This window comes from uncultured Fibrobacter sp. (genome assembly GCF_900316465.1).
Classification (GTDB): domain Bacteria; phylum Fibrobacterota; class Fibrobacteria; order Fibrobacterales; family Fibrobacteraceae; genus Fibrobacter.
Genome location: NZ_ONDD01000046.1, coordinates 1 through 22,524, shown reverse-complemented (window position 1 = coordinate 22,524; position 22,524 = coordinate 1). Strand labels below are relative to the sequence as shown.

Genomic DNA, 22,524 nt, shown 5'->3' with positions numbered 1-22,524 from the left:
CCCGACACGTTCTGCACACTCACACCGGCAGCACGGCCTTCGAGCGAGCGGCTGATGTCGGCGATACCGTCCAACTTAGCCTTCGAGGCGTCCACCTTCAAGGTCACCGTGTCGGCCATGCCCGGCAAGTACACGCGAATGCTGTCAAAACTGTAGTCGCTAATCAGCGTGTTGCTAAACTCGACCAAGAGTTTATCGGCCACGTTATCGCAGTCGGTATCCTGGGCAAGCACCTTCGTGGGTTCGGGGTACTTGGCCTCGGCATAGAAGCTCTGCTTCGAGATATCTTCTTCGTCATCCGGGTCGGTATAAATTACCTGGATGGTGTCACCCGCAAAGAACGAAATCTGGTTGCCGTTTCGAGCTTCCGGAGCAATAGAAGTAGCCGTAATAGCAAATGCACTCTTGAAGCTACCCGGGTTAGAGGCATCTTCCACCATCTTCACCTTCAAGGTATCGCTCTTCTTGTTGTTCACAATCAGGACTTCGATCGGCGCAGAGGTTCCGGCCTTATCCTTATCGTTCAAGTAAACAAAGAAACGAGTGTTAGACGGGTCTGCCGGAGAGGTCACCGGGTTGCCCGCTTCATCCTTAAGAGTGAGCATAGACTGGGTCATGTTGCCGCGAGTAAACTGCACATAGTAACTGCGGTTGATAAAGGCACAGCCGCCATTTTCAGCACATTCTTCGCATTCCGGGTTTGCACCGGCGAAAATCGTTACATCAATCTTGTTGCTACCGATCTTCATCTTCACAGGAATGTTCAAAGTCCAAAGACCAGTCGAGTCAATGGGGCCATCACCTCTCTTTACATTATAATGAGCCACAACATCATGATTTTCAACATCAATCAAGGTGATTTCATCGCTACCAGCAACCCTAACAAGAGTTGTTTTAATTTCTTGACCGTTCGCCCAAATACGCGTAATGTAGCCCTGTTCCGAGACCTGGGCATAACCCCTCACGTACACAGTGCTGCTAGTCTGGTCAATCTGCACGTAAGAACCGTCAGACACGTTAAACGGAGCATCAAGATGCACATCCATTTCGTAATGGGCACGCTTCTTGGTCATTTCTTGGTAAGACGGGCTGTAACCCCAAATAAATTCATTCTTACGATAAACCGTAATAAACGGGTTAATAGGAATATCCGTATCGAAGTCGCCATAGTCCTTGCTTTCGACCGGCATGCCAGCATAATCGGCACCATCTTCCAAGAACTTGTGCGGGCGCCAAGACCAGTCACCCGTATTTACACCCAATTGCTTTTTCTGGGGTATACGATGCGTCTCACAATGTTCAAAACCATCGTTGGATCCTCCTTGAGAGAACATAAAATCCAAACGAACTCTAGACGCAGACCTCACTACAGCTGGGCCGAGAGGTACAGGGAAGTAGTAAGACTGTTTGCCTGTTGCCGGGTCATAGGTATCAGGCAACGGTTCCGGCTTGGAATCTCTCATAAGCGCACGGACGGAATCGCCAACATTATTTTCATCTTTGTCCCAAAGCGGATGGTTAAAGCCAGCTTCATCGTACGCCTGCAAAATGTCCGTATCAATAAGGAAGGCGCAATTATCCACTTCTTCGGGCAAGGCCGTAAAGTACAAGCGCAATTCAAGATTATCGAACGGTCTAGATTCATTATTGTAAATATTGATGTCCATGGCATCAAGACCACTAGCATCATCCACATACTGATAAGCACGAATACTAAAGTCATACCAACCCACTGGCGTGGTAAACTTCAGCAATTCACCCGTCTCGTCATCCACATTGGTGCGCTGTCCGTTACTTTCGACCATGTAATAGTAAGTCGTCTGTTCCTTAAGACCACCGATTTTTACGTAGTGGAACTTGGTCGGAATGCCAGACACGTCGGCATTGCCAGCGCCACTGTTAAAGGCGTACTCAGAGGGGTTCGTATGCGGAACCGTATCCCAATAAATCTTGGATTCGTATTCACCGTTCGGGGTGTACCACATGATTTCGGCACTATCGCCAAACAGGTTACACACGGTCACGTTCGTAATTTGGGCACTTTCCACCGTATTGAGTGTAGTAAAGCTAAACGGCGTCTTTGTAGAATCCACCATGTACTTGGTGGTCTTGTTGTCCGGATTGTAGGCGTTCGCACCCACAACATAGAAGTAGTACCCCGTCCCCGGCTGCAAATCGCGCAAGATGATTTCATGACGCACTCCCGCCACATTACTGTCTGGAACAGCAACCTCGGTCATTGAGGTTTCACTAGTGCCGTAGTAAATGGTCGAAGTTCCACGTTTTGAAAGTTTGACCACCACAATGGCAGAGTCCATGCTCACATGGCGGATTTCCACGTTAACATCAGGAGCTACGGTTCTATCGGATTTCTGAGCGACCAACATCGTACTTCCAATGAGGATTGCAGAAGCATCAAGACAAGCTTCAGAAATTTTATAATTATCCCAGCTCGCGTTACTTGTTCCACCATGACCTTCGGGATTCCACGGTTCATCTGCCCTAACACCACCAAATAAAGCACCTACAGGGGGCCTGTACTTGTAGGCGGCACCCGGCATGTTCTTGCCTTCGGGGTTAGCGGCACGGTGGTGCGGGTGAGCATCATTTTTGTCACCAATACCATAAATAAACGAAACATCCCAGGGGTTCATGCCTAGCATGTAGTTCAACTGGTTAATGCCCAACTGGTACATTTCGGCAGACTTCCAGTCTTGAATACCAGTTTGGGGTAATGCCACACCTTCCAAATCTTTTGTCACATCAGCATAAGTAAAAACGTCAATCGTGTTGCCTAACTGGTAACGGTTATAAATCCAAGTCTGAGTGGTGTACATGGTGTACCATATCGGTTCGTATTGCAATGTACCAGCATCAGCAACACCCCATCCCCCCATACCCTTAGGCAATACGATGGATTCTTTCGGCACTCCTGATTCTTTATAAGAGACGGCAGACACGTTGGTCGCCATAGTGTAAGCAACATCTTCTGCATATTCCAAACGTCTATCGTTGCTAATGCCGTACGAGGCGGCCGTCGCTTCATCTTTAAGAATCAATTTATAGAACGCATACAAGGCAAATGTAAAAGTACTAGCCCAGTCCGTATTGGCGCCGTTTTTAAAGAAACCAGCCTGTTTGAAGGTGAACCACCCGCCACGGAACAATCCCCGTGGGTTATCATACGCAAAGTCCTGTTTGCCTTGGTCGCCTCGCAACGCGGGGTTTTCAGCGATATCGTAAAGGTACGTCGTATCCTTAGTGGCATAGAGCAAACCTACTGCAGCAAGAGCCATGTCGTCATGGAAAATGGTAGAACCGTTATATGCCGGGGTGTTAAAAAGAGGAGTCGTATTGTACTTATACCCTGCTGTTTTACCAGTAGCAATATTTTTTCCGAATTCATACATCTTTTTAGCAACCATCAAGCAGCTATCGGCAAAGGGTTTATCATATTCGGCATAACTCCTAGCCAAAATAGCGAGGCCCGCAGCCGTTTCACCAGCAACAGAAGAACCAATTTCCCCCAAACGAACGTGTCTAGTTAAAGGACCACCTCTGCTTATAGCCGGGTCCCCCTTGCTCGAATCCATTGGCAACTTGTCCTGGGTTTCCGGACGACCCCACCACATATGGTCAGGTTGGAAATCACCAATCGAAAGCGCCATATCATCAATCACGCCCTTGGCTCGTACATAGGCTTTAAGGACAAAATCAGCAGCATGTTTTACTTCGCGTAACATGTCCGGAATACCGTCGGTATTCACCGTTTCACCATGGTTAAAGGCGTAAACGTCATCGTCGGCATCGGGGTTCGTAGCCGTCATCACGGCGGCCACCGCCATGGCAAACATCTGCGTCTGGGATTCCTTCAAGTGGTCGCCGCAGTCATAGAAGCCACCAGCCAACGTTCCTGCCATAGCCTCGTTGACGCCCGAATAAAATTGAGCAGCATTTCCCTCTCCGGTAATCTTCGCAAGAGCGCCCATACCATCCAAAGTATGACTTGCCGGGTGGAACCAAGATTCCGAATTGCCGCTACGGTTGATTCCGTAGAACTTAAGGGCGGCATTCTTCACCATGGAATAAACTTCATCACTTATAATGAACGTACTAGAAAGTTCATTCCCGACTTTAACGCGAAGACGGGTCTTGGTAGGAAGTCCAGCCGGAAGATGTCCGACTTGAATAGTTCCCGAAGGGCCTGTAATGTTAACTTCGTAGCGCAGTTTATCATGAGTTGCAGCATTGGTACCAGCAATGATACGCCAAGTAGAAGAAGTCGTCTTAGTGCTGGGCTGGAATGTACCCGTTACCTTCGGGTCCAGGGATTTACCGTCGATATCCACCACTTCGAAAGTAGAAGCGTTACCCACATAGAAGAATTGCTTTTCAGGGTCCTTTTCAAGGTAACCGGCCTGGTTCACACGAATCGGAGAAATATGCGTGTTCATGGCATCCAGGTAAGCCTGGTTCAAAGTATCGGGAATAAGGACATTCGGCATGTAAGCGGCCGGGGTGCGGTTCTTGGGCACCATATTGTGCTTTATGGTCACTGTCGTGTCAAACGTGTCAAATACAGTGGAATCCCAAGTCAGCGGGAAAATCGGACGGAGCAAATCGTAAGGAGTAGGTTGTTCCTGAGTTGCAGCCATGGCAGTCACAGCAGCCATCGCGATAAACATCGCAGACACAAGACACTTCGTTTTAGGCACAATAGCCTCCTTTGTATACAACCAAATGGCGGGTACAGCTGCACCCGTTAAGCAAACGCCCAAATACACAAAATTAAAAATAGATTTATTAGTCAAAAAGCGGTTGCGTTAAAAACAGAAAATGTTCGCTTTTTGCTCTCAAAAACGGCAATTTTCAATGATTTGGGACACGCCGTTTCGTATAAAAGATTTTAGTAAGAAATATATAGAACAAGGTTTAAAATTGTTTACAGGCGAGCGGTGGAAAAGGAGATGCCGGACCTAGTCCGGCATGACAAAAAAAACAGGCATGACATGGTGGCAACAAAAAAAGGTCGGCACCCGTAGGTGTCGACCTCTGAAAATCTGTGGATTTTAAACCGCTAGATTAGTCCTTGCCGGTGAAGATGATCACGAGCACAGAAGCAACGAAGGCGGCAGACACGATCAGGAATTCCCACGGGTTTTCCATGATAGAGGTCTTGGCAGAACCGGCGGTGCTGTTTTCAAGAGCAGCCTGTTCTTCGGCACGGGCCTTGGCGGCTTCTTCGGCAGCCTTCTTTTCTTCTTCGGCCTTGGCGAGAGCGGCGCTGTCGACCGGGGCTTCTTCAGCCTTGGCTTCGAGCACTTCGGTCTTGGCGGTATCGGCCTTGGCGGTGTCGGCGGCGGCTACGGCTTCAGCCGGAGCGGCGGCGGAGTCAGCCGGGGCCGCGGCTGCGGTAGAATCAGCAGCGGCAGGTGCGGCTTCGGTAGCCTTGGCGGTGTCGGCAGCGGCAGGAGCAGCGGCGGCAGCCGGTGCGGCGGCGGGAGCCGGTTCAGCCTTGGCGGCTTCGGCCTTCGGAGCTTCGGCGGCGGGCTGAGCAGCGGGGGCTGCGGCAGGAGCAGCTGCGGGAGCCGGCTTGGCGGCTTCGGCGGCAGGAGCGGCAGCGGCGGGCTTAGCGGCCGGGGCAGCTTCCTTCTTGGCAGCCGGGGCTGCAAAAACAACAGCAGAGGCAAGCATGGTTGCCAGCATGAGAGTCTTGATCTTCATAGTATCCTCTTCAGTTTAAACTTTTTACGATGTAAAAAATAGTACAAATTTCGGTCGTTCGCCAAGTTTTTTATAAAAAAAGTTCAAATTGTCCGCTATTTTCGTCTTTTCATCGGCTTTTTGCGATTTTTCGCACACCGCCGCGGGCTAAACCACTCCATTCAGGCAGCTTTTTTAGGACGGAGACTGCAAGAAATTTTAAATTACACGCATAAAAAAAACATTCAACCTCAATTGTCTTCCCCTCCTAGCCGAGAAAAAGAATTCTTTTTTCAGGCTGGAAAAGGAGATCCCGTCCCCGTTCCGAGGATCATATCCACTAAGCAGCAAAGCTGCAAGTGGCTATTGTCATCTAGGTGCGGGAAGACAACAACAACCTTAAAACAGGCTAACTACTATGGCATTCAAATACGAAGCTACCGTCCAGCACGGTGAAGATACTACCGAATACGTAAACCTCGGCAAAGACGGCGTTACCGTCGCCGAATTCGAAGGCAAGAAAATCCTCAAAGTTTCCAAGGAAGCCTTGACCAAGATCGCCCAGGCAGCTTTCGAAGAAGTGGAATTCTGCCTGCGCCCGGCCCACACGGCCAAGGTCGCCAAGATTCTCCAGGATCCGGAAGCTTCGGATAACGACAAGTTTGTCGCCCTCACTATGCTCAAGAACGCCTGCGTTGCCGCCAAGGGCATTCTCCCGTTCTGCCAGGACACCGGTACGGCTATTTGCGTTGCCCACAAGGGCCAGCAAGTCTGGACTGGTTTTGACGACGCCGAAGCCATTTCGGAAGGCGTCTACAACGCCTACACCACCAAGAACCTTCGTTACAGCCAGATTGCTCCGCTCACGATGTACGAAGAAAAGAACACCGGTTGCAACCTCCCGGCTCAGATCGACATCCACGCCGAAGAAGGTGCCGAAATGAAGTTCTTGTTCGTCGCCAAGGGCGGTGGCTCTGCTAACAAGACTTACTACTGGCCCATGACCAAGGCGCTCCTCAACCCGAAGTCCTTGGAAAAGTTCCTCGCCGAAAAGGTGAAGACTCTCGGTACAGCCGCATGCCCTCCGTACCACCTCGCTATCGTGATTGGCGGTACCTCTGCCGAAATGAACACCCACATGGTGAAGCTCGCTAGCTGCGGCTACCTCGATGATATTCCGACCAGCGGTTCCGAAGGCGGTCGTATTTTCCGCGACCTCGAAATGGAAGAAAAGGTTCTCCACATCTGCCAGAAGACAGGTATTGGCGCCCAGTTCGGCGGCAAGTACCTGGTGCACGATGTTCGCGTGATTCGCGCTCCGCGTCATGCTGCTAGCTGCCCGGTTTCTATCGGCGTTAGCTGCTCTGCCGACCGTAACATCAAGGCCAAGATTGACGAAAACGGCCTCTGGCTCGAAAAGATGGAACACCATCCGGAAAACTACATCCCGGCTGGCAACGCTGTGAACCTCGCTCCGGCTATTGAAATCGATCTCGACCGTCCGATGAAGGAAGTGCTCGCCGACCTCACCAAGTATCCGGTGAAGACGCGCCTTAGCCTCAAGGGCACGATGATTGTGGCTCGCGACATGGCCCACGCCAAGATTGCCGAAATCTTCGACAAGCAGGAACGCGGCGAAGAACTCACGGACGAAGAAAAGACCGTGCTCAAGGTCGTGTCTGACCATCCGATTTACTACGCAGGCCCGGCCAAGACTCCGGCAGGCATGCCCACGGGTAGCTTCGGCCCGACGACGGCTAACCGCATGGACCCGTACGTGATGCGCTTCCAGAGCAAGGGTGCTTCGATGATCATGGTCGCTAAGGGCAACCGCTCTCAGGACGTGACCGACGCCTGCAAGAAGTACGGTGGATTCTTCCTCGGCTCCATCGGCGGTCCAGCAGCCATTCTCGCTGAACAGAACATTCTTTCGAACGACATCGTGGCCTTCCCGGAACTCGGCATGGAAGCCATCCGCAAGATCACCATCAAGGACTTCCCCGCATTCATCCTCGTGGATGACAAGGGCAACAACTTCTTTGAAGGACTGATTTAAAAGATGTTGCCCTTGCGCCAAGCGGATGCGGCTCGTATTAACGAGCCGTAGAAGCGCGGAGTATTTGGCGTCATAAGTTCTTTAATGCGATAGCCAAATACGGAGTCTCATTGGGGTAACAACTTCTTCGAAGGTCTCATTTAGTCAGATATCCACCCTTTCAATAGAAACGCCCCGCAAGCTAGAGCCTGCGGGGTGTTTTTGGGGTGTGTGGAGGTGTCTTATTTTGTCTTTACTGCTCGGACAATTTTATTGTTCGTTTTGATGACATAAATTCCGTTGGGAAGATTCATACGAACTTTATCCCATGCTCTATATATCGTCTTTTCATCTGCACGGAAAGTGATAACGCGATTTCCGAGAACGTCATATACGGTAGCCGTTTGTGGTGTTGAAGTGAAGTTGCTTTTGAATCTCGGCATTTGGGTGGTGGATTTTGCGATTGTAAATTCAATCCAGTCGAGATTGAAGTACGGCTTGTCAATCTTTATTTTTAGCACATGCGCACCTTCTGCAATTGCGGGCACGGAAACCGCAACCGTTTCAAACGTCTTCCAGTCGCCGGTATTCGGGACCATCACGGTGACGACTTTTTTCTCGTCAACGAGTACGGAGAAGAATGTGCTATCGCTTGGGGAGGCGACGCGCGCCGTGAGCGTGAGCGAGTCGTTCTTGGACGCTTTTACCGTGTAACGTAACCAGTCATCGGCATAACCCCAGCCGTAAATGATGGCGCCTTCTGCGCTGTCGAGGCCTGCGTTGTCATCGCGGTAGAGGCTGTTTTCGTTTTCGATATCGCTGTCCAGGAATCCGCGGCCGTTGCCGCCTTTATCATAGTTCTCGACTTCGATTTTTCCGGGGATGGTAAGTGTATCTTTGAACGGTTCAATTTCGACTTTTTTGAAAATGTCAATTTTGCTTCCGTAACCGGCGGCAACGATGTTTGCCTGTACCAAATCGTCAACGGAATCGGGCGGGTTTCCGATGGTCATCACACCTTCGAAGAACGTTCCTGCACCGCCGTCGCTGCCGTCACCGCCATTGCCGAGCACGATGGCGCCTTGCAGCTTGCGTGGGCTGTAGCCTCTTTTGCGCGGTCCGTCCCACATGGTGTTGAGGGTTCCTTTTTGAGCGCTGCCGCCCTTGAGCTTGAACGTTCCGTCATTCGGTCCTTTGAGCATGGCGGTCACATAGTCTGCTTCAATAGAAAGTGCGTCTGGCCACGGTGTTGTATGGGTCTTGCCCCATTGCCAACCAGCATCGTTTCCCTTGAATACGCCGTCTTCCAAGTCGGCGGCAACCCACGGACCGTTTCCTTGTCCTGGACCGCCCCAGTCCTTGTCGCTTCCGAAGTAGATGCATTCCATGGTTCCAGGGCCGTCATCGTTACCGGTTGTTTCTGCATTTCCGTAGTTGAAACAGCACAAGTCGTTGTAATGTCTGCCGTCAACGACCATGTACATGGATTCTTCTTCGTCGCCGGTGGCTACACCTTTGGTATTGTTATTGCGGTAACCGGTGGCAGACCAGGCGTCGCGATAAAAGCCATAAGCCTTGCGCCCGTTAATGTAAATGGGAGCCTTGTCCGCAATCGCCTCTTTACCGCCTTCTTTAAGCCAGTATACCACGGGCGATTTTTTCAGGTCGTTCTTGTATTCCGACTGGTCGTAAATGATCGAGATGGTACACCTGGAACCTTTGCAGAATTCGTCTTGCACCGAGGAATTGACATACCCGCCCTTTTCTTCGAGCGGAATATCTTTAGTGGCTCCATCGGCTCGACGAACCTGGTACAGGTTGCCATTATACTCCCCGAAAAGCGCGCGCGTCAAACTATGCGCCGCCACGCACGGGGTGTTTGCCTTTGCGTAAATGTCACAGGGGCCTTCTTTGGCCAAGACCATGGTGGGCGCCACAAGCGCCAGCACTGTCAAAAATGAATTGTATTTCATCCCAACATCCCTCTTTTTTACCAACCAATATCAAATTACCTCTAAAACGGGCCAAAATCACGCCTTTGGAGATTCTTCTATTGCATTTTTGTCAAAAACGATTCGCTCTTTTTTTGCTTTTCGGCCCGAGAAAAGGTTATTTTATTGAATGGATTACTATTTAGGGAACTGGCCTATGCTCAACATTGACGAAATAAGCGATTACAGGGACCTGCTCAAGAATTACTATACCCAGCGCAAGCTGGATATGCCACTGTATTCCTACAAGATAATGGGGCAAAAATTGGGGCTTGAAACAAGCCAGATTTTCCGAGTGCTGAACAAGGAACTGCACCTGCCGAACCGCAGCATTCCCTTGGCAAAAGACTTGCTCGACCTAAAGGGCCGCAAGGGCGAACTTTTCGAAATTCTGGTGGCCGCCTCCAAGACCAAGTCCCCCGCCAAAAAGGACAAGCTTTACAAGATGGCGCTCGCCTTGCAAGATGTGGACTTGCGCAAGCTGAGTGCAAGCGAATACCTGTTCTTAAGCAAGTGGTGGATTCCCGTGGTGCGCGCCCTTATCGAGATGAATGGCGGGCATGCCGAAGTTTCGCACCTGGTCAAGCAGATTTCGCCGACCGTTTCCGAAGACCAAGTCCGCGAAGCCATAACCGTTTTGAAGGATTTAAAGCTCATTACGCCGCTTGCCTCGGAACGTTACGCCGCAACAACTGCTAACTTTACATCGGCAGGGTCAGCCACAAAGACCGCCGCCATCCGCAGCTACCAGAATCAACTTTTGGCGCTCGCGCAGAACTCCCTGATTGCAGTGGAACCTGCCAAGCGCAATATTTCTTCGCTGCTGGTGGGAGTCGATGAGGACTGCTTTGCCGACTTGAACGAAATGACTCTGGAGTTCAGGCGCCAGGTACAACGCAGAGTGGCCGAGGTCAACAAGCCTAACCGCGCTATGCAGTTTGTATTTGCGCTTTACCCGGTGGCCGACATTTCTAACGATCCACGAACCAAGAAAGAGGGGTAAAACATGAAACGACTGTTTTTGCTACTCGCGTGTTTAGCGCCCCTGGCCTTTTGGGCTTGCTCCGACAAAGAAGTCGCGGGCATTAGTACCGTTGAAACCGAAAACGCGTTCTTGATTCAGATTGTCCGTGAAGATTCTAAACCGGCGGTGGGCGTTGTCGCCCGCATGCGTTCCGTGGACTTTGTCCGCGACATCGAAGACGATTCTTCCAAAGCTATTTTCTTCGAGGAATTCACGACCGATTCCTTGGGCCAAATTCACATCGACAGCCTTAGCGTAAATGAGGCAATGATTGAAATTGTCGACGCCGGCGAAGGCCTGTTCACCAAGATTTCGGCCAAAGACATTCAAGAAGGCGATTCCGTACAGTACGCCCTCGAAAAAACGGGCAGCCTGCGCGGCAAGGTTTACTTGCCCGACAGCGTCGACTACGCCTGGGTGCAAGTGTACGGCACCGATCGCCTGGTTAAAACCGACAGCGAAGGCTTTTACGAAATGGATTCGCTGCCGCCGTACGAATACGACATGCGCGTGATCATTGGCGACAGCGTTGTCGAACAGTCCACCAAAATCGATGCCGGCGAAGATGTTTCTGCAAACGTGCGCACCTTCGAGCCCGACTCGGTCAAGGTGCTGGATTTTGAATCGGCAAGTGCCCAATTCACAATCAAGGAACTCGGCATCAGCGAAACGGGCTACATGTCTTCTACCGACACAAGCGTCAAGACGACTCCCGAAGTCGAAATCATTCCCGAAACCCGCAAAGACCTCTCGGAATTCATTGTCGAAGCGGGCGCAGATCGCGAAGGGAACGCTATTTATTGGGAAACTTCGGCAGCCATGCGTGGTTCCTGGTCGTTCTACGGAATCTGGATTTGCAAGGAAGAATCGCCCTGCGACTTGTCCGCGACCGATTCTATCGTTTACTACGCTCGCGGCACAGGCGTCATCTCGATTATCCTGGAAACCTTGGGCGAATCAAACACCGAAGGCAAGACACTCGCCTACGACACGCTCAAGACTAGCGACGAGTGGACGCGCCGAGTTATAAAGCCCGAAAACTTCAAGCCGCGCGACGACAAGTACGGAAACCTCGGCTGGGAAGTCATCAGCGAGAACGTGACGACGATTTCGATCGCCGCCTACGACAGCACAGAATTCTGGATTGACGACGTCGTGTTCTACGGCATCAAGCCCAGCGACTTTATCATCAAGTAAAAAGGAGATCCCGGGTCGGAGCCCGGGATGACAATGCAAAAGACAAGATTACGGCAGGCCGACGTGGCGCTGCTTCTGCTTTTTAGGCTTCGATTCTTCGGGGCCTTTTTCCGATTCGGCTTTGGCAGCCTCAGCTAAAAGCATTTCGAGCGACACGCGAGAGGCCTCCTGTTCGGCCTTCTTCTTGTTGCCACCCTGTCCGCGACCGTACACGCGGCCGTCCACATGGACTTCGACCGTGAACACCTTCTGGTGTTCCGGGCCCGATTCATCGACCACCACATATTCCGGCACCGTGCGGAGCTTGCCCTGCAGATATTCCAGCAATTCACTCTTGTGGTTGATAAAGTCTTCGGCAGAGATAATCTCTTGCACACGCGGAAAGTGGAACTTGTTCAGAATCACGCGGACTTCTTCGAGGCCACCATCCAGATAGACGGCGCCAAGAACCGCTTCGTAAGCGTCGGCCAGAATACTTTCTTTGCCGCGGCCGCCGAGCTTTTCTTCGGCCTTGCCCACCTTCACGTATTCGCTCAGGCTCCATTCCTTGGAAGACTGCGCGCAGGCATGTCCCGAAACAATCGCGCTCTTGCGCTTGGAAAGTTCACCTTCCGGGTCGTCGGGGTAAGTCTTGTAAAGGTATTCGGTGGTGAGCATGTTCAGCACGGAATCGCCCAGGAATTCCAGACGTTCGTTGTTGCTCACGTAAGGCATGTCCGTGCCCGTCAAAAAGGAGCGGTGCACCAGGGCGTGCGCCAAAAGTTCAGGATCCTTGAACCGGTACCCGAGCTTCGCCTCAAGCCCGCCATCGGACTTCTGGCGAAACCAGAGTTTCAGCACTTTGTGGAGTAGATTTTGATTTTCCATAGATAGGTTTCAAGTTTAAAAAAGAAAGGGCAACCCATTCCGGGCCACCCAGTCTAGTTTCTTATCGAGAGAGGCTAATAAATTAAGCCTTCTTAGCTTCGATGAAGGCAACCACGTCGGCAACCTTGGCAAACTTTTCGGCGTCGGAGTCGAGGATTTCGACTTCGAATTCGTCTTCGAGGGCCATCACGAGTTCCACGCGGTCGAGGGAGTCGGCACCGAGGTCGTTACCGAATTCGGATTCCGGCTTCACATCTTCAGCCTTAACGCCGAGCTTGTCAACGATAACAGCGGTGACCTTCTTGAAAATTTCTTCGTTCATTGTAATCTCCATTTGGATTGATTGTTTGAGTTCAAATTTAGTAAAAAATGCCTAGGCGTTCAACCCACCATCGACACCAAGAATCTGGCCGGTGATGTAGCAGGCGTCGTCGGATGCCAAAAATGCGGCCGCATTGGCAATATCTTCGGGTTTTCCGATACGTCCGAGGGGGATCTGGGCGGCATATTTTTCCTTGGTGGCTTCATCCATGGCAGCGGTCATGTCGGTACCGATAAAACCGGGGGCAATGGCGTTCACGGTAATGCCACGGGAGGCAAATTCCATAGCGTTCGAGCGGGTCATGCCGATAATGCCAGCCTTGGCTGCGGCATAGTTTGCCTGACCAGCCTGGCCGTGCAGGGCGTTAATGCTCGAAATGTTGATGATACGGCCGGTGCGCTTGCCCATCATGGTGCGGGCCACGGCACGGGTGCAAAGGAACACGGAACGCAGGTTGGTGGCGATCACGGCGTCGAAGTCTTCGTCCTTCATGCGCATGAGCAGGCCATCGCGGGTAATACCGGCGTTGTTCACCAGAATGTCGACCGTGCCCATGTCAGCAATAATCTGCTTGAACACGTTCTGCACCGTTTCGGAGTCGGCCACGTTGCAAGCATAGCTCTTGACCTGCACCCCAAGTTCGGCGGAAAGTTTAGCGGCCAGTTCTTCCTTGACCGAGGTAGAGAGAATGGCAACGTCAGCACCTTCGCTGGCGAGCTTGGTTGCAATGGCAAGACCGATACCGCGAGAAGCGCCGGTCACGATTGCCTTTTTACCAGTAAGTTTACCCATAGTAGTTACCTGTGGTTTGTAGTTAAAATTATCCCTTGAGAGCCTGGAAAGCTTCGATCGTTTCGACCGGAGTAACCTTCACGTCGCGGCTAATCTTGCGCATCAGGCCCATGAGCACCTTGCCGGAACCCACTTCGACGCCCTGCGTCACGCCCAAGGACATAGCCTTGTTCATGCAGTCGTTCCAACGGACCGGAGATACCAGTTGCTTCACCAAAAGTTCGGCAAGTTCGGCACCCTTCGTGACCGGTTCAGCAATCACGTTGGCAATGACCGGCTTTTCGACATCGTTAAACTTGGTCTTTGCAATAGCTTCGGCAAGGCCTGCCTGTGCAAACTGCATGAGCGGGCTGTGGAAGGCGCCAGACACGGCGAGCGGAATGGCCTTGATACCGGCGGCACCGCAGTTTTCAACGAGCTTGTTCACGCCAGCGACCGCACCGGACACCACAATCTGGCCCGGGCAGTTGATGTTTGCCGGAACCACGGTACCAGCATCCTTCACGGCTTCGCAAAGTTCAAGAATCTTGGCTTCGTCCTGGCCCATGATAGCAGCCATGGCACCCGGATTCTTGGAACCGGCACTGGCCATGAGTTCGCCACGGGTACGCACCAAGCGGAGACCTTCTTCAAAGCTGAAACCGCCGGCGGCGTAAATAGCGGAGTATTCACCGAGAGAGTGACCGGCCACATAGTCAAAGGCAAAGCCTTCGGACTTGAGGAGTTCCATCACCATGGCAGACACGGTAAAAAGAGCCGGCTGCGTGTTGTCGGTGCTCTTCAAAACATCTTCGGGACCTTCGGCCATGAGCTTGGAAAGCGAGAAACCGAGAATTTCGTCGGCCTGCATCATGAGTTTCTTGGCCGGTTCAAAAGTAGAAGCGAGCGTCTGGCCCATGCCCACATACTGGGCACCCTGGCCGGGGAAAAGCAAAATCGTCTTAGACATTATATATATACCTCTGCGGCTAGACCGCATTTTTATTGTTTCGCGCTACAATTTAGAAAATAAGGGCAGGCGTCATCGGATCGCCTGCCCCTGTATACAAGAAATTGTAAATAAAAGATTTTTAACACGTTTTTGTAAGAACACGTTTTAGCGTGTAATCTTCACCAGTTTGTGCTGGTGGAAGCTGCCGGCGGTGTAATTCACGATGTAGGCGCCGGCGGGGATTGTTTCCGTATTCCACTGCAAGGCGTGGCCGCCGGCGGTCTGGCGGCCCGGAGCATACAGCCTCTGGACTTTGCCCTTCACAGACACCAGCGAAATCTTCACGTTCTGTTCCGTGGGGAGCGTGTAGTTCACATCCAGGGTCACACCGTTGTTCACGACAGCCAGGCGGGCTTCGCCGATTTTCGCAATTTCGACAATCGCTTCCTTCGTGGAGTCGGCCTTGGTGGTATCTTTCTTGGACGTGTCAGCAGCAGATTTTTCCGGAGAAAGAAGTACGTTTGCCACAAGGAACGACGCGTTGGCGTCTATGTAAGTCTCTGTTGAAGTAAATATTACCCAGTCAGAAATCAAAGAATCCGTCATCGAGCCACCCATAAGAGCTCCAACCGGAGGCCTGTAGCTATACGACGCCAAAAAATCTTTATAGTTAAGATATTCATCAACAGTCATTCCATTCCAACCTTCCGGATTTGCCGTACGGTTGTGGACATGCGCTTCATTCTTGTCGCCCACCCCCGTCATAAAGCAGATATCCCACTGGTTTGCACCCAGAATGTAATTCATCTTGTTTATGGCTAGCTGACGGATCAAAGCAGATTTTGCAACTTCTGCATAAATAAGTAAATTTAAAATCGTGCCAGTTTCATAACGATTCGGGTGCCAATTAAAATGATTTGTTACAAACCATGGCTTATCATAACGGAACTCACAATGACTCCCATCATTATAAGGCAAATCCACATGTTCATCATCACCGTTTCCTAAATCATCACTCACACTTCTTACAAGAGAATTCACCAATCTTTTAGTATAATCGATTCTCACAGAATCCTTAATGCCATATTTTGCAGCGGTTTCCTCGTCTGCCAAAAGCAACTTGTAGAAGGCATACAATGTTATTGCAAAGCGATTGTCATAATCTGAAGTCCAGCCGCCTGAAGTAAAGCCACGATTAACGCCCAACCAACCCGCAGAGAAATACTCGAAACCATACTTGGCATACTCATTGTCATTAATCGTCTTGTCTTCGGCAGCATCGTTCAGGTAATCCATCTTCTTTGACTTTTCATAAGTCGCATAATGGAGCGCGATAGCTGCCAACGCAAGAACATCATAAGGCTTCTGTACCCCACAGGCATACAAAGTTTCGTCACAAACTTCCGGGTCACCAAAGTGTTCCTTGGCATAGGCATACAGTTTTTCAGCCACCTTAAGGCAGCTATCCGCAAAGGCTTTATCATACGTTGCATAACGCACGCTCAACAGGGCAAGGCCTGCTGCAACCTGCGCCGACATGCCAGGACAATCATATCCTTGATTTCGCCCTTGGCATACTCATAGGAACGCAGGTAAAATTCTGCACCGTGGCGAGCTTCGCGCAACATGTCCGGAATGCCGTCTGTCTTTACGATTTCGTTGTGGTTGAAAGCGTAATGGTCTTCGTCACGTTCCGGATGGACTGCCGAAAGTACCGAAAGCACCAAGAAGGTATAGCCCATCGTCGGAGCCACCTTCAAGAAGTCACCTGCATCGTACCAGCCACCGGGAATGGAGTCGTGTACATGGCTCGGCCCATGGAACCAGGACTCCGAATCACCACTGCGCTGCACGCCAAAGAACTTGAGGTTCGCGTCGCGCACCATGGAATAAACCTTGTCGCTCACGATGAATGTCGAGGAATATTCCTTACCCACCTTAATACGGAGGCGCTTGTCTGTGGGGAGCGCTGCAAGTTCGGCCAGTTTGCCTGCGCATACCTTAGCTTCAGGAGCGGTCTTTTCCACCGTATAACGCTTGTCAAGAGAATTGACGTACGCCTTCACCACTCTAACCGTTTGGTCAATTTTCCCGAAAGCCGAGAACTTGCCTCCCGCGGCAACTTCTTCACCTTCTAAGTCCACAACGGAATAGGTCGCCGATTCACATTTATCCGAAACGTAATAAAACAGCTTTGCAGGGTCGCTCGGCAGGTAACCGGCCTGGTTCACGCGGATATTGCTGACCTTCAGGTTCAAGGCATCAATGTAGGCCTGGTTCAAGGTGTCCGCACAGTATCCTTTTCGTTTACCTTGAAATTGGCAAAATCGTAGACCGTTCCGCCTTCTTCAACGGCGGCCGTACTCCATTCCATCGGGTAAACCGGGCGAATCAGGTCGTACGGGGTGTCAGCAGCAAACGCGCTAACCGCTACAAACGGAATAAGGGATGCTAAACGCATATGCTTCTCCTCTCTTTTGTTCTCTGTAATACAATATAATAAGAATTGCAAGCGCTTTGGAAAACCGTAAAAGGAGATCTCCCCGTTCCGAGGATTGTGGGCTCATAAGCAATAAATTGCAAGTGCCCACTAACCCGCTCTTCGGCCGGGAAGACATTCTAGCGTGTAATCTTCACCAGTTTGTGCTGGAGGAAGCTGCCGGCGGTGTAATTCACGATGTAGGCGCCTGCGGGGATTGCCTCTACATTCCACTGCAAGGCGTGGCTGCCGGCGGTCTCTCGACCCGGAGCATACTGTCTCTGGACTTTGCCCTTCACCGACACCAGCGTGATTTTCACGTTCTGCTCGGTGGGGAGCGTGTAGTTCACATCCAGAGTCATGCCGCGGTTCACGATTTCAAGGCCTGCGACACCGATTTCGGGCACATCGACAATGGCATCCTTCGTAGAATCAACCTTGGTCGTATCTTTCTTAGACGTGTCTGCAGTGGCAGTAGATTTTTCCGGAGAAAGAAGTACGTTTGTCACAAGGAACGAAGCATTGCCGTTTATAGTAGTTTCTGTAGCGGTATACTTTGCCCAATCAGAAGTCAAAGAATCGTCCAATGAACCACCCATAAGAGCACCGACCGGCGGCCTGTAGCTATACGGCGCCGTCAAATCTATATAGTTAAAATATTCATCAACAGCCATCCCATTCCAACCTTCCGGATTAGAGGTACGGTGATGGGGATGCGCCTCGTTCTTGTCACCTACGCCCATCATAAAGCAAATATCCCACTGGTTCATGCCCAGGATATAGTTCATCTTGTTTATAGCAAGCTGACGTACCTTAGCATGATTCCAAACTAAAGTATCCCCAAGCGTCTTCTTGGTTTCAATATCTTTGGCAACTTCAGCGTAAGTCAGCATATTGATAATGTTGCCAGAATCATATTGATTCACGCCCCATGCTAAGCTTACCGTAACAAACCATGGAGTCGGATAATGCAAATCACGTCCGCCAAGAAGACTTATTGCATTTTCCCCTCCACTTGCACCATCTGCAACGCCTCTAGCCATCGAATAGACCACCCTCTGGATATAATCCAGACGGACAGAATCCTGAATGCCAAATTTTTCAGCCGTAGACTTGTCGGCCAAAAGCAACTTGTAGAAGGCATACAACGTTATCGCAAATCGATTATCATAATCCGAAGGCCAGCCACCTGCATAAAAACCTCTTCCAGAGCCCAACCAACCTGCAGAGAAATAATCGAAGCGATACTTGGCATCTCTGTTGTCATTAATCGTCTTATCTTCAGCAGCATCGTTCAGGTAATCCATCTTCTTCGACTTCTCGTAAGTCGCATAATGGAGGGCAATAGCCGCCATCGCAAGAACATCGACATATTTTGATGGATTGCTGCAGGGATAAAGGCCATCGACACAAACTTCCTCTTCACCAAAGTGTTCCTTGGCATAGGCATACAGTTTGATGGCGACATTCAAGCAACTATCTGCGAAAGTTTTATCATACGTTGCATATTGCACGCTCAACAGGGCTAAGCCAGCAGCAACCTGGGCAGACATACCAGGGCCAATACCATGCAGAACCGATCTAGGGCGCAACTGTTTCACAGATTCCATACTGTCCGCACGATTCCAATAATTATGATCCTCAGCATCGCCAATGTTTACAATCATATCCTTGATTTCGCCCTTGACAATCATATCCTTGATTTCGCCCTTGGCATACTCATAGGAACGCAGGTAAAATTCTGCACCGTGGCGAGCTTCGCGCAACATGTCCGGAATGCCGTCTATCTTTACGATTTCGTTGTGGTTAAAGGCGTAATGGTCTTCGTCACGTTCCGGATGAACAGCAGAAAGCACAGAAAGCACCAAGAAGGTATAGCCCATCGTCGGAGCCATCTTCAAAAAGTCACCTGCATCGTACCAACCACCAGGAATGGTGTCGTGCACATGGCTCGAAGCATGGGACCAGGACTCCGAATCGCCACTGCGTTCACCGCCAAAGAACTTGAGGTTCGCATCGCGAACCATGGAATAGACCTTGTCGCTCACAATAAAGGTCGAAGAATATTCCTTACCCACCTTGATGCGGAGGCGTTTGTCCGTGGGAAGGGCTGCCAGCTCGGCAAGTTTGCCTGCGCACAGTTTGGTTTTGGGAGAGACCCTTTCCACCGTGTAACGCTCTTGAAGAGAATTGACATACGCCTTCACTGTTCTATTAGATTTGGCAGAATCCGTGGTAGCCGTGAACTTGCCGCCCGTAGCGACTTCCTTGCCGTCCAAGTCGACAACGGAATAGGTAGCCGTTTCGCAACTATTCGAAACGTAGTAGAACTGCTTTTCGGGGTCATCCGGCAGGTAACCGGCCTGATTCACGCGGATGTTGCCGACCTTCAAGCTCAAGGCGTCGATGAACGCCTGGTTCAAGGTGTCCGCGATGTAGGCGTTGGCCTTGAAATCTGCCGGCATTGAACCGGACTCCGGAGTACCGACCACGGTATCCTTTTCGTTTGCGCTAAAATTGGCAAAATCATAGACTGTTCCGCCATCTTCAACAGCGGAAGTGCTCCATACCATCGGGTAAACCGGACGAATCAGGTCAAACGGGGTGTCAGCAGCAAACGCGCTAACCGCTACAAACGGAATAAGGGATGCTAAACGCATAATTTCTCCTCTCTTTTGTTCTCTGTAATACAATATAATAAGAATTGCAAGCGCTTTAGAAAACCGTAAAAGGAGATCTCCCCGTTCCGAGGATTGTGGGCACATAAGCAATAAATTGCAAGTGCCCACTAACCCGCTCTTCGGCCGGGAAGACATTCTAGCGTGTAATCTTCACCAGTTTGTGCTGGTGGAAGCTGCCGGCGGTGTAATTCACGATGTAGGCGCCGGCGGGGATTGCCTCTACATTCCACTGCAAGGCGTGGCTGCCGGCGGTCTGGCGGCCCGGAGCATACTGTCTCTGGATTTTGCCCTTCACCGACACCAGCGTGATTTTCACGTTCTGCTCGGTGGGGAGCGTGTAGTTCACATCCAGAGTCATGCCGCGGTTCACGATTTCAAGGCCAGCGACACCGATTTCAGGTACATTGACAATGGCATCCTTTTTGGTCGTATCTTTCTTAGACGTGTCGGCAGCGGTAGCAGCCGGAGAAAGAAGCACGTTTGCCGCAAGGAAGGTGGCATTAACGTCTATGGCCGTTTCTATTGAACCATACTCATACCAGTCAGAAAGCAGAGTATCGCTCATCGACCCACCCAAGAGAGCGCCGACCGGCGGTCTGTAGCTATAACCCACAGGACGTTCCGCCATATTCTCCTTATCAAACCTATTCCAACCTTCCGGGTTTGCCGTACGGTTGTGGGCATGCGCATCGTTCTTGTCGCCCACACCCACCATAAAAGACATATCCCATTGGTTAGCACCCAGAATGTAATTCATCTTGTTTATGGCAAGCTGACGAATCTCATCAGATTTTGCAACTTCTGCATACGCAAGCATATTTAATATCAAACCAGATTCATAACGAACAGGGGCGAAATTAAAAAACGGCTTTACATACCATGGCGTAGCGTAATAAAAATTTTCAACTCGACGATGATCATCCGGTCCAAAATGTATAATCACAGAATTATCACCATCACTCCCAGCATCATTATACACATTTTTTGCAAGAGCGTCCTTTAATCTGCTCGTATAGTCAATGCGTAAGGAATCCTGAATTCCATATTTAGCAGCTGTTTCCTTATCTGCCAAAAGCAACTTGTAAAAGGCATACGACGTAATCGCATAGCGTTCATCGTCAGTTGAAGTCCAACCCGCCGAAGAAAAACCAGAAGGTCTACCAAGCCAGCCACCCGCAAAACCCGACTCATATTTATGATTTTGAGAATTGTCGGATATTTTTTTGTCTTCGGCAGCATCATTCAGGTAATCCATCTTCTTCGTCTTTTCGTAAGTCGCATAATGAAGCGCAATGGCCGCCATCGCAAGAGCATCAATATGGTTCGAGTTAATAGTACAGGCATAGAACCCAGCAAGGCAGTATTCCTCTTCTCCAAAGTGTTCCTTGGCATAGGCATACAGTTTTTCAGCCACCTTAAGGCAACTATCCGCAAAGGCTTTATCATACGTTGCATAACGCACACTCAACAAAGCAAGGCCAGCCGCAACCTGAGCAGACATGCCTGGGCCAATGCCATGTATAACCGGTCTTGGAGGCACCGGGTCAATCGATTCCATACTATCCGCACGAGTCCAATAATTATGATCAGTTTCATCACCAATGTTTACGATCATATCCTTGATTTCGCCCTTGGCGTACTCATAAGAACGCAGGTAAAATTCTGCACCATGGCGCGCTTCGCGCAGCATGTCCGGAATGCCGTCCGTCTTTACGATTTCGTTGTGGTTGAAGGCGTAATGGTCTTCGTCGCGTTCCGGGTGAACTGTCGAAAGCACCGAAAGCATCATAAAGGCATAACCCATGGTCGGCGCCGCCTTCAAGAAATCGCCAGTATCATACCAACCGCCAAGAATGGTATCGTGTACATGGCTCGGTCCGTGGAACCAGGAATCAGAATCGCCACTGCGCTGCACGCCAAAGAACTTGAGGTTCGCGTCGCGCACCATGGAATAGACCTTGTCGCTCACAATAAAGGTCGAAGAATATTGTTTGCCCACCTTGATGCGAAGGCGTTTGTCCGTGGGGAGGGCCGCCAACTCGGCAAGCTTGCCTGCACACACCTTGGCTCCGGGAATCGTCTTTTCCACCATATAACGCTTAAGCAACGAATTAACAGAAGCATTCACCACTCTGATGACTTGGTCAGATGTGCCATTTGCCTTGAATTTGCCACCTTTAGCGACTTCTTCGCCATCCAAGTCCACAACGGAATAGGTAGCCTCTTCGCATTTATCCGAAACATAGTAGAACTGCTTTTCGGGATCATCCGTCAGGTAACCGGCCTGGTTCACGCGGATGTCACTGGGCTGCAAAATCAAGGCATCGAGGTAGGCCTGGTTCAAGGTGTCCGCGATATAGGCGTTCGCCTTGAAGTCCGCCGGCTTTGCTCCGGACTCCGGGGTACCGACCACAGTATCCTTTTCGTTTACCTTGAAATTGGCAAAATCGTAGACCGTTCCGCCTTCTTCAACGGCGGCCGTACTCCATTCCATCGGGTAAA

Annotated in this window: 15 protein-coding genes; 3 read left to right on the top strand and 12 right to left on the bottom strand. The window is 50.7% G+C overall.

Going from position 1 to position 22,524, the window contains the following annotated elements; all coding sequences use genetic code 11:
• Positions 1–4,715 (bottom strand): glycoside hydrolase family 9 protein (locus tag QZN53_RS12510; RefSeq protein ID WP_294653432.1); only part of this gene is annotated, 4,715 nt, incomplete at its 3' end.
• A 367-nt stretch (positions 4,716–5,082) separates the two neighbouring features.
• Positions 5,083–5,724, bottom strand: a complete 642-nt coding sequence (locus QZN53_RS12505) for a hypothetical protein (RefSeq protein WP_163439251.1) — start codon at positions 5,722–5,724, stop codon at positions 5,083–5,085.
• Between the two features lie 397 nt (positions 5,725–6,121).
• On the opposite strand from QZN53_RS12505, the gene QZN53_RS12500 reads away from it, so the two are divergent.
• On the top strand, positions 6,122–7,759 hold the full coding sequence (locus tag QZN53_RS12500) for a fumarate hydratase (protein WP_163439250.1): 1,638 nt from the start codon (positions 6,122–6,124) through the stop codon (positions 7,757–7,759).
• A gap of 221 nt (positions 7,760–7,980) precedes the next feature.
• On the opposite strand, the gene QZN53_RS12495 is transcribed toward QZN53_RS12500, so the two are convergent.
• Positions 7,981–9,711 carry an arabinofuranosidase catalytic domain-containing protein gene (locus QZN53_RS12495; RefSeq protein WP_072800989.1) on the bottom strand — a complete coding sequence of 577 codons (1,731 nt, stop codon included), beginning with the start codon at positions 9,709–9,711 and terminating at the stop codon, positions 7,981–7,983.
• Positions 9,712–9,859: 148 nt separating this feature from the next.
• On the opposite strand from QZN53_RS12495, the gene QZN53_RS12490 reads away from it, so the two are divergent.
• Together QZN53_RS12490 and QZN53_RS12485 are read left to right on the top strand one after the other, a co-directional pair.
• A complete protein-coding gene (locus QZN53_RS12490) occupies positions 9,860–10,732 on the top strand; it encodes a DUF4423 domain-containing protein (RefSeq protein ID WP_294653429.1) in 873 nt (290 codons plus the stop codon).
• Between the two features lie 3 nt (positions 10,733–10,735).
• Positions 10,736–11,950, top strand: a complete 1,215-nt coding sequence (locus QZN53_RS12485; protein ID WP_163439249.1) for a hypothetical protein — start codon at positions 10,736–10,738, stop codon at positions 11,948–11,950.
• A gap of 48 nt (positions 11,951–11,998) precedes the next feature.
• Here QZN53_RS12485 and rnc read toward each other — a convergent pair whose 3' ends face one another.
• The 9 genes from rnc to QZN53_RS12440 form a co-directional block, all read right to left on the bottom strand.
• Positions 11,999–12,817: a ribonuclease III gene (rnc, locus tag QZN53_RS12480; protein ID WP_163439248.1), complete on the bottom strand. Its 819-nt coding sequence runs from the start codon at positions 12,815–12,817 to the stop codon at positions 11,999–12,001.
• 82 nt (positions 12,818–12,899) lie between these two features.
• Positions 12,900–13,139 (bottom strand): acyl carrier protein, encoded by a 240-nt coding sequence (gene acpP / locus QZN53_RS12475; RefSeq protein WP_072800986.1) that lies wholly within the window; start codon positions 13,137–13,139, stop codon positions 12,900–12,902.
• Between the two features lie 51 nt (positions 13,140–13,190).
• Positions 13,191–13,931 carry a 3-oxoacyl-[acyl-carrier-protein] reductase gene (gene fabG / locus QZN53_RS12470; protein WP_072800985.1) on the bottom strand — a complete coding sequence of 247 codons (741 nt, stop codon included), beginning with the start codon at positions 13,929–13,931 and terminating at the stop codon, positions 13,191–13,193.
• Between the two features lie 28 nt (positions 13,932–13,959).
• Positions 13,960–14,880 carry an ACP S-malonyltransferase gene (gene fabD / locus QZN53_RS12465; protein WP_163439247.1) on the bottom strand — a complete coding sequence of 307 codons (921 nt, stop codon included), beginning with the start codon at positions 14,878–14,880 and terminating at the stop codon, positions 13,960–13,962.
• 147 nt (positions 14,881–15,027) lie between these two features.
• The gene (locus tag QZN53_RS12460) at positions 15,028–16,401 is read right to left on the bottom strand and encodes a glycoside hydrolase family 9 protein (RefSeq protein ID WP_163439246.1); all 1,374 of its coding nucleotides are present in this window, start codon (positions 16,399–16,401) and stop codon (positions 15,028–15,030) included.
• Complete coding sequence (locus QZN53_RS12455; RefSeq protein ID WP_163439245.1) at positions 16,365–17,144, bottom strand: glycoside hydrolase family 9 protein; 780 nt, start codon at positions 17,142–17,144, stop codon at positions 16,365–16,367. The genes QZN53_RS12460 and QZN53_RS12455 overlap by 37 nt, the downstream gene beginning before the upstream one ends.
• Entirely contained in the window at positions 17,141–17,323 is a 183-nt protein-coding gene (locus QZN53_RS12450; protein WP_163439244.1) for a hypothetical protein, read from the bottom strand. The genes QZN53_RS12455 and QZN53_RS12450 overlap by 4 nt, the downstream gene beginning before the upstream one ends.
• Positions 17,324–17,481: 158 nt before the next feature.
• Positions 17,482–20,001, bottom strand: coding sequence for a glycoside hydrolase family 9 protein (locus QZN53_RS12445; protein ID WP_163439243.1), 2,520 nt, complete (start codon positions 19,999–20,001; stop codon positions 17,482–17,484).
• 157 nt (positions 20,002–20,158) lie between these two features.
• Positions 20,159–22,524: glycoside hydrolase family 9 protein (locus tag QZN53_RS12440; protein ID WP_205428154.1), on the bottom strand; the 2,366-nt coding region annotated here is incomplete at its 5' end.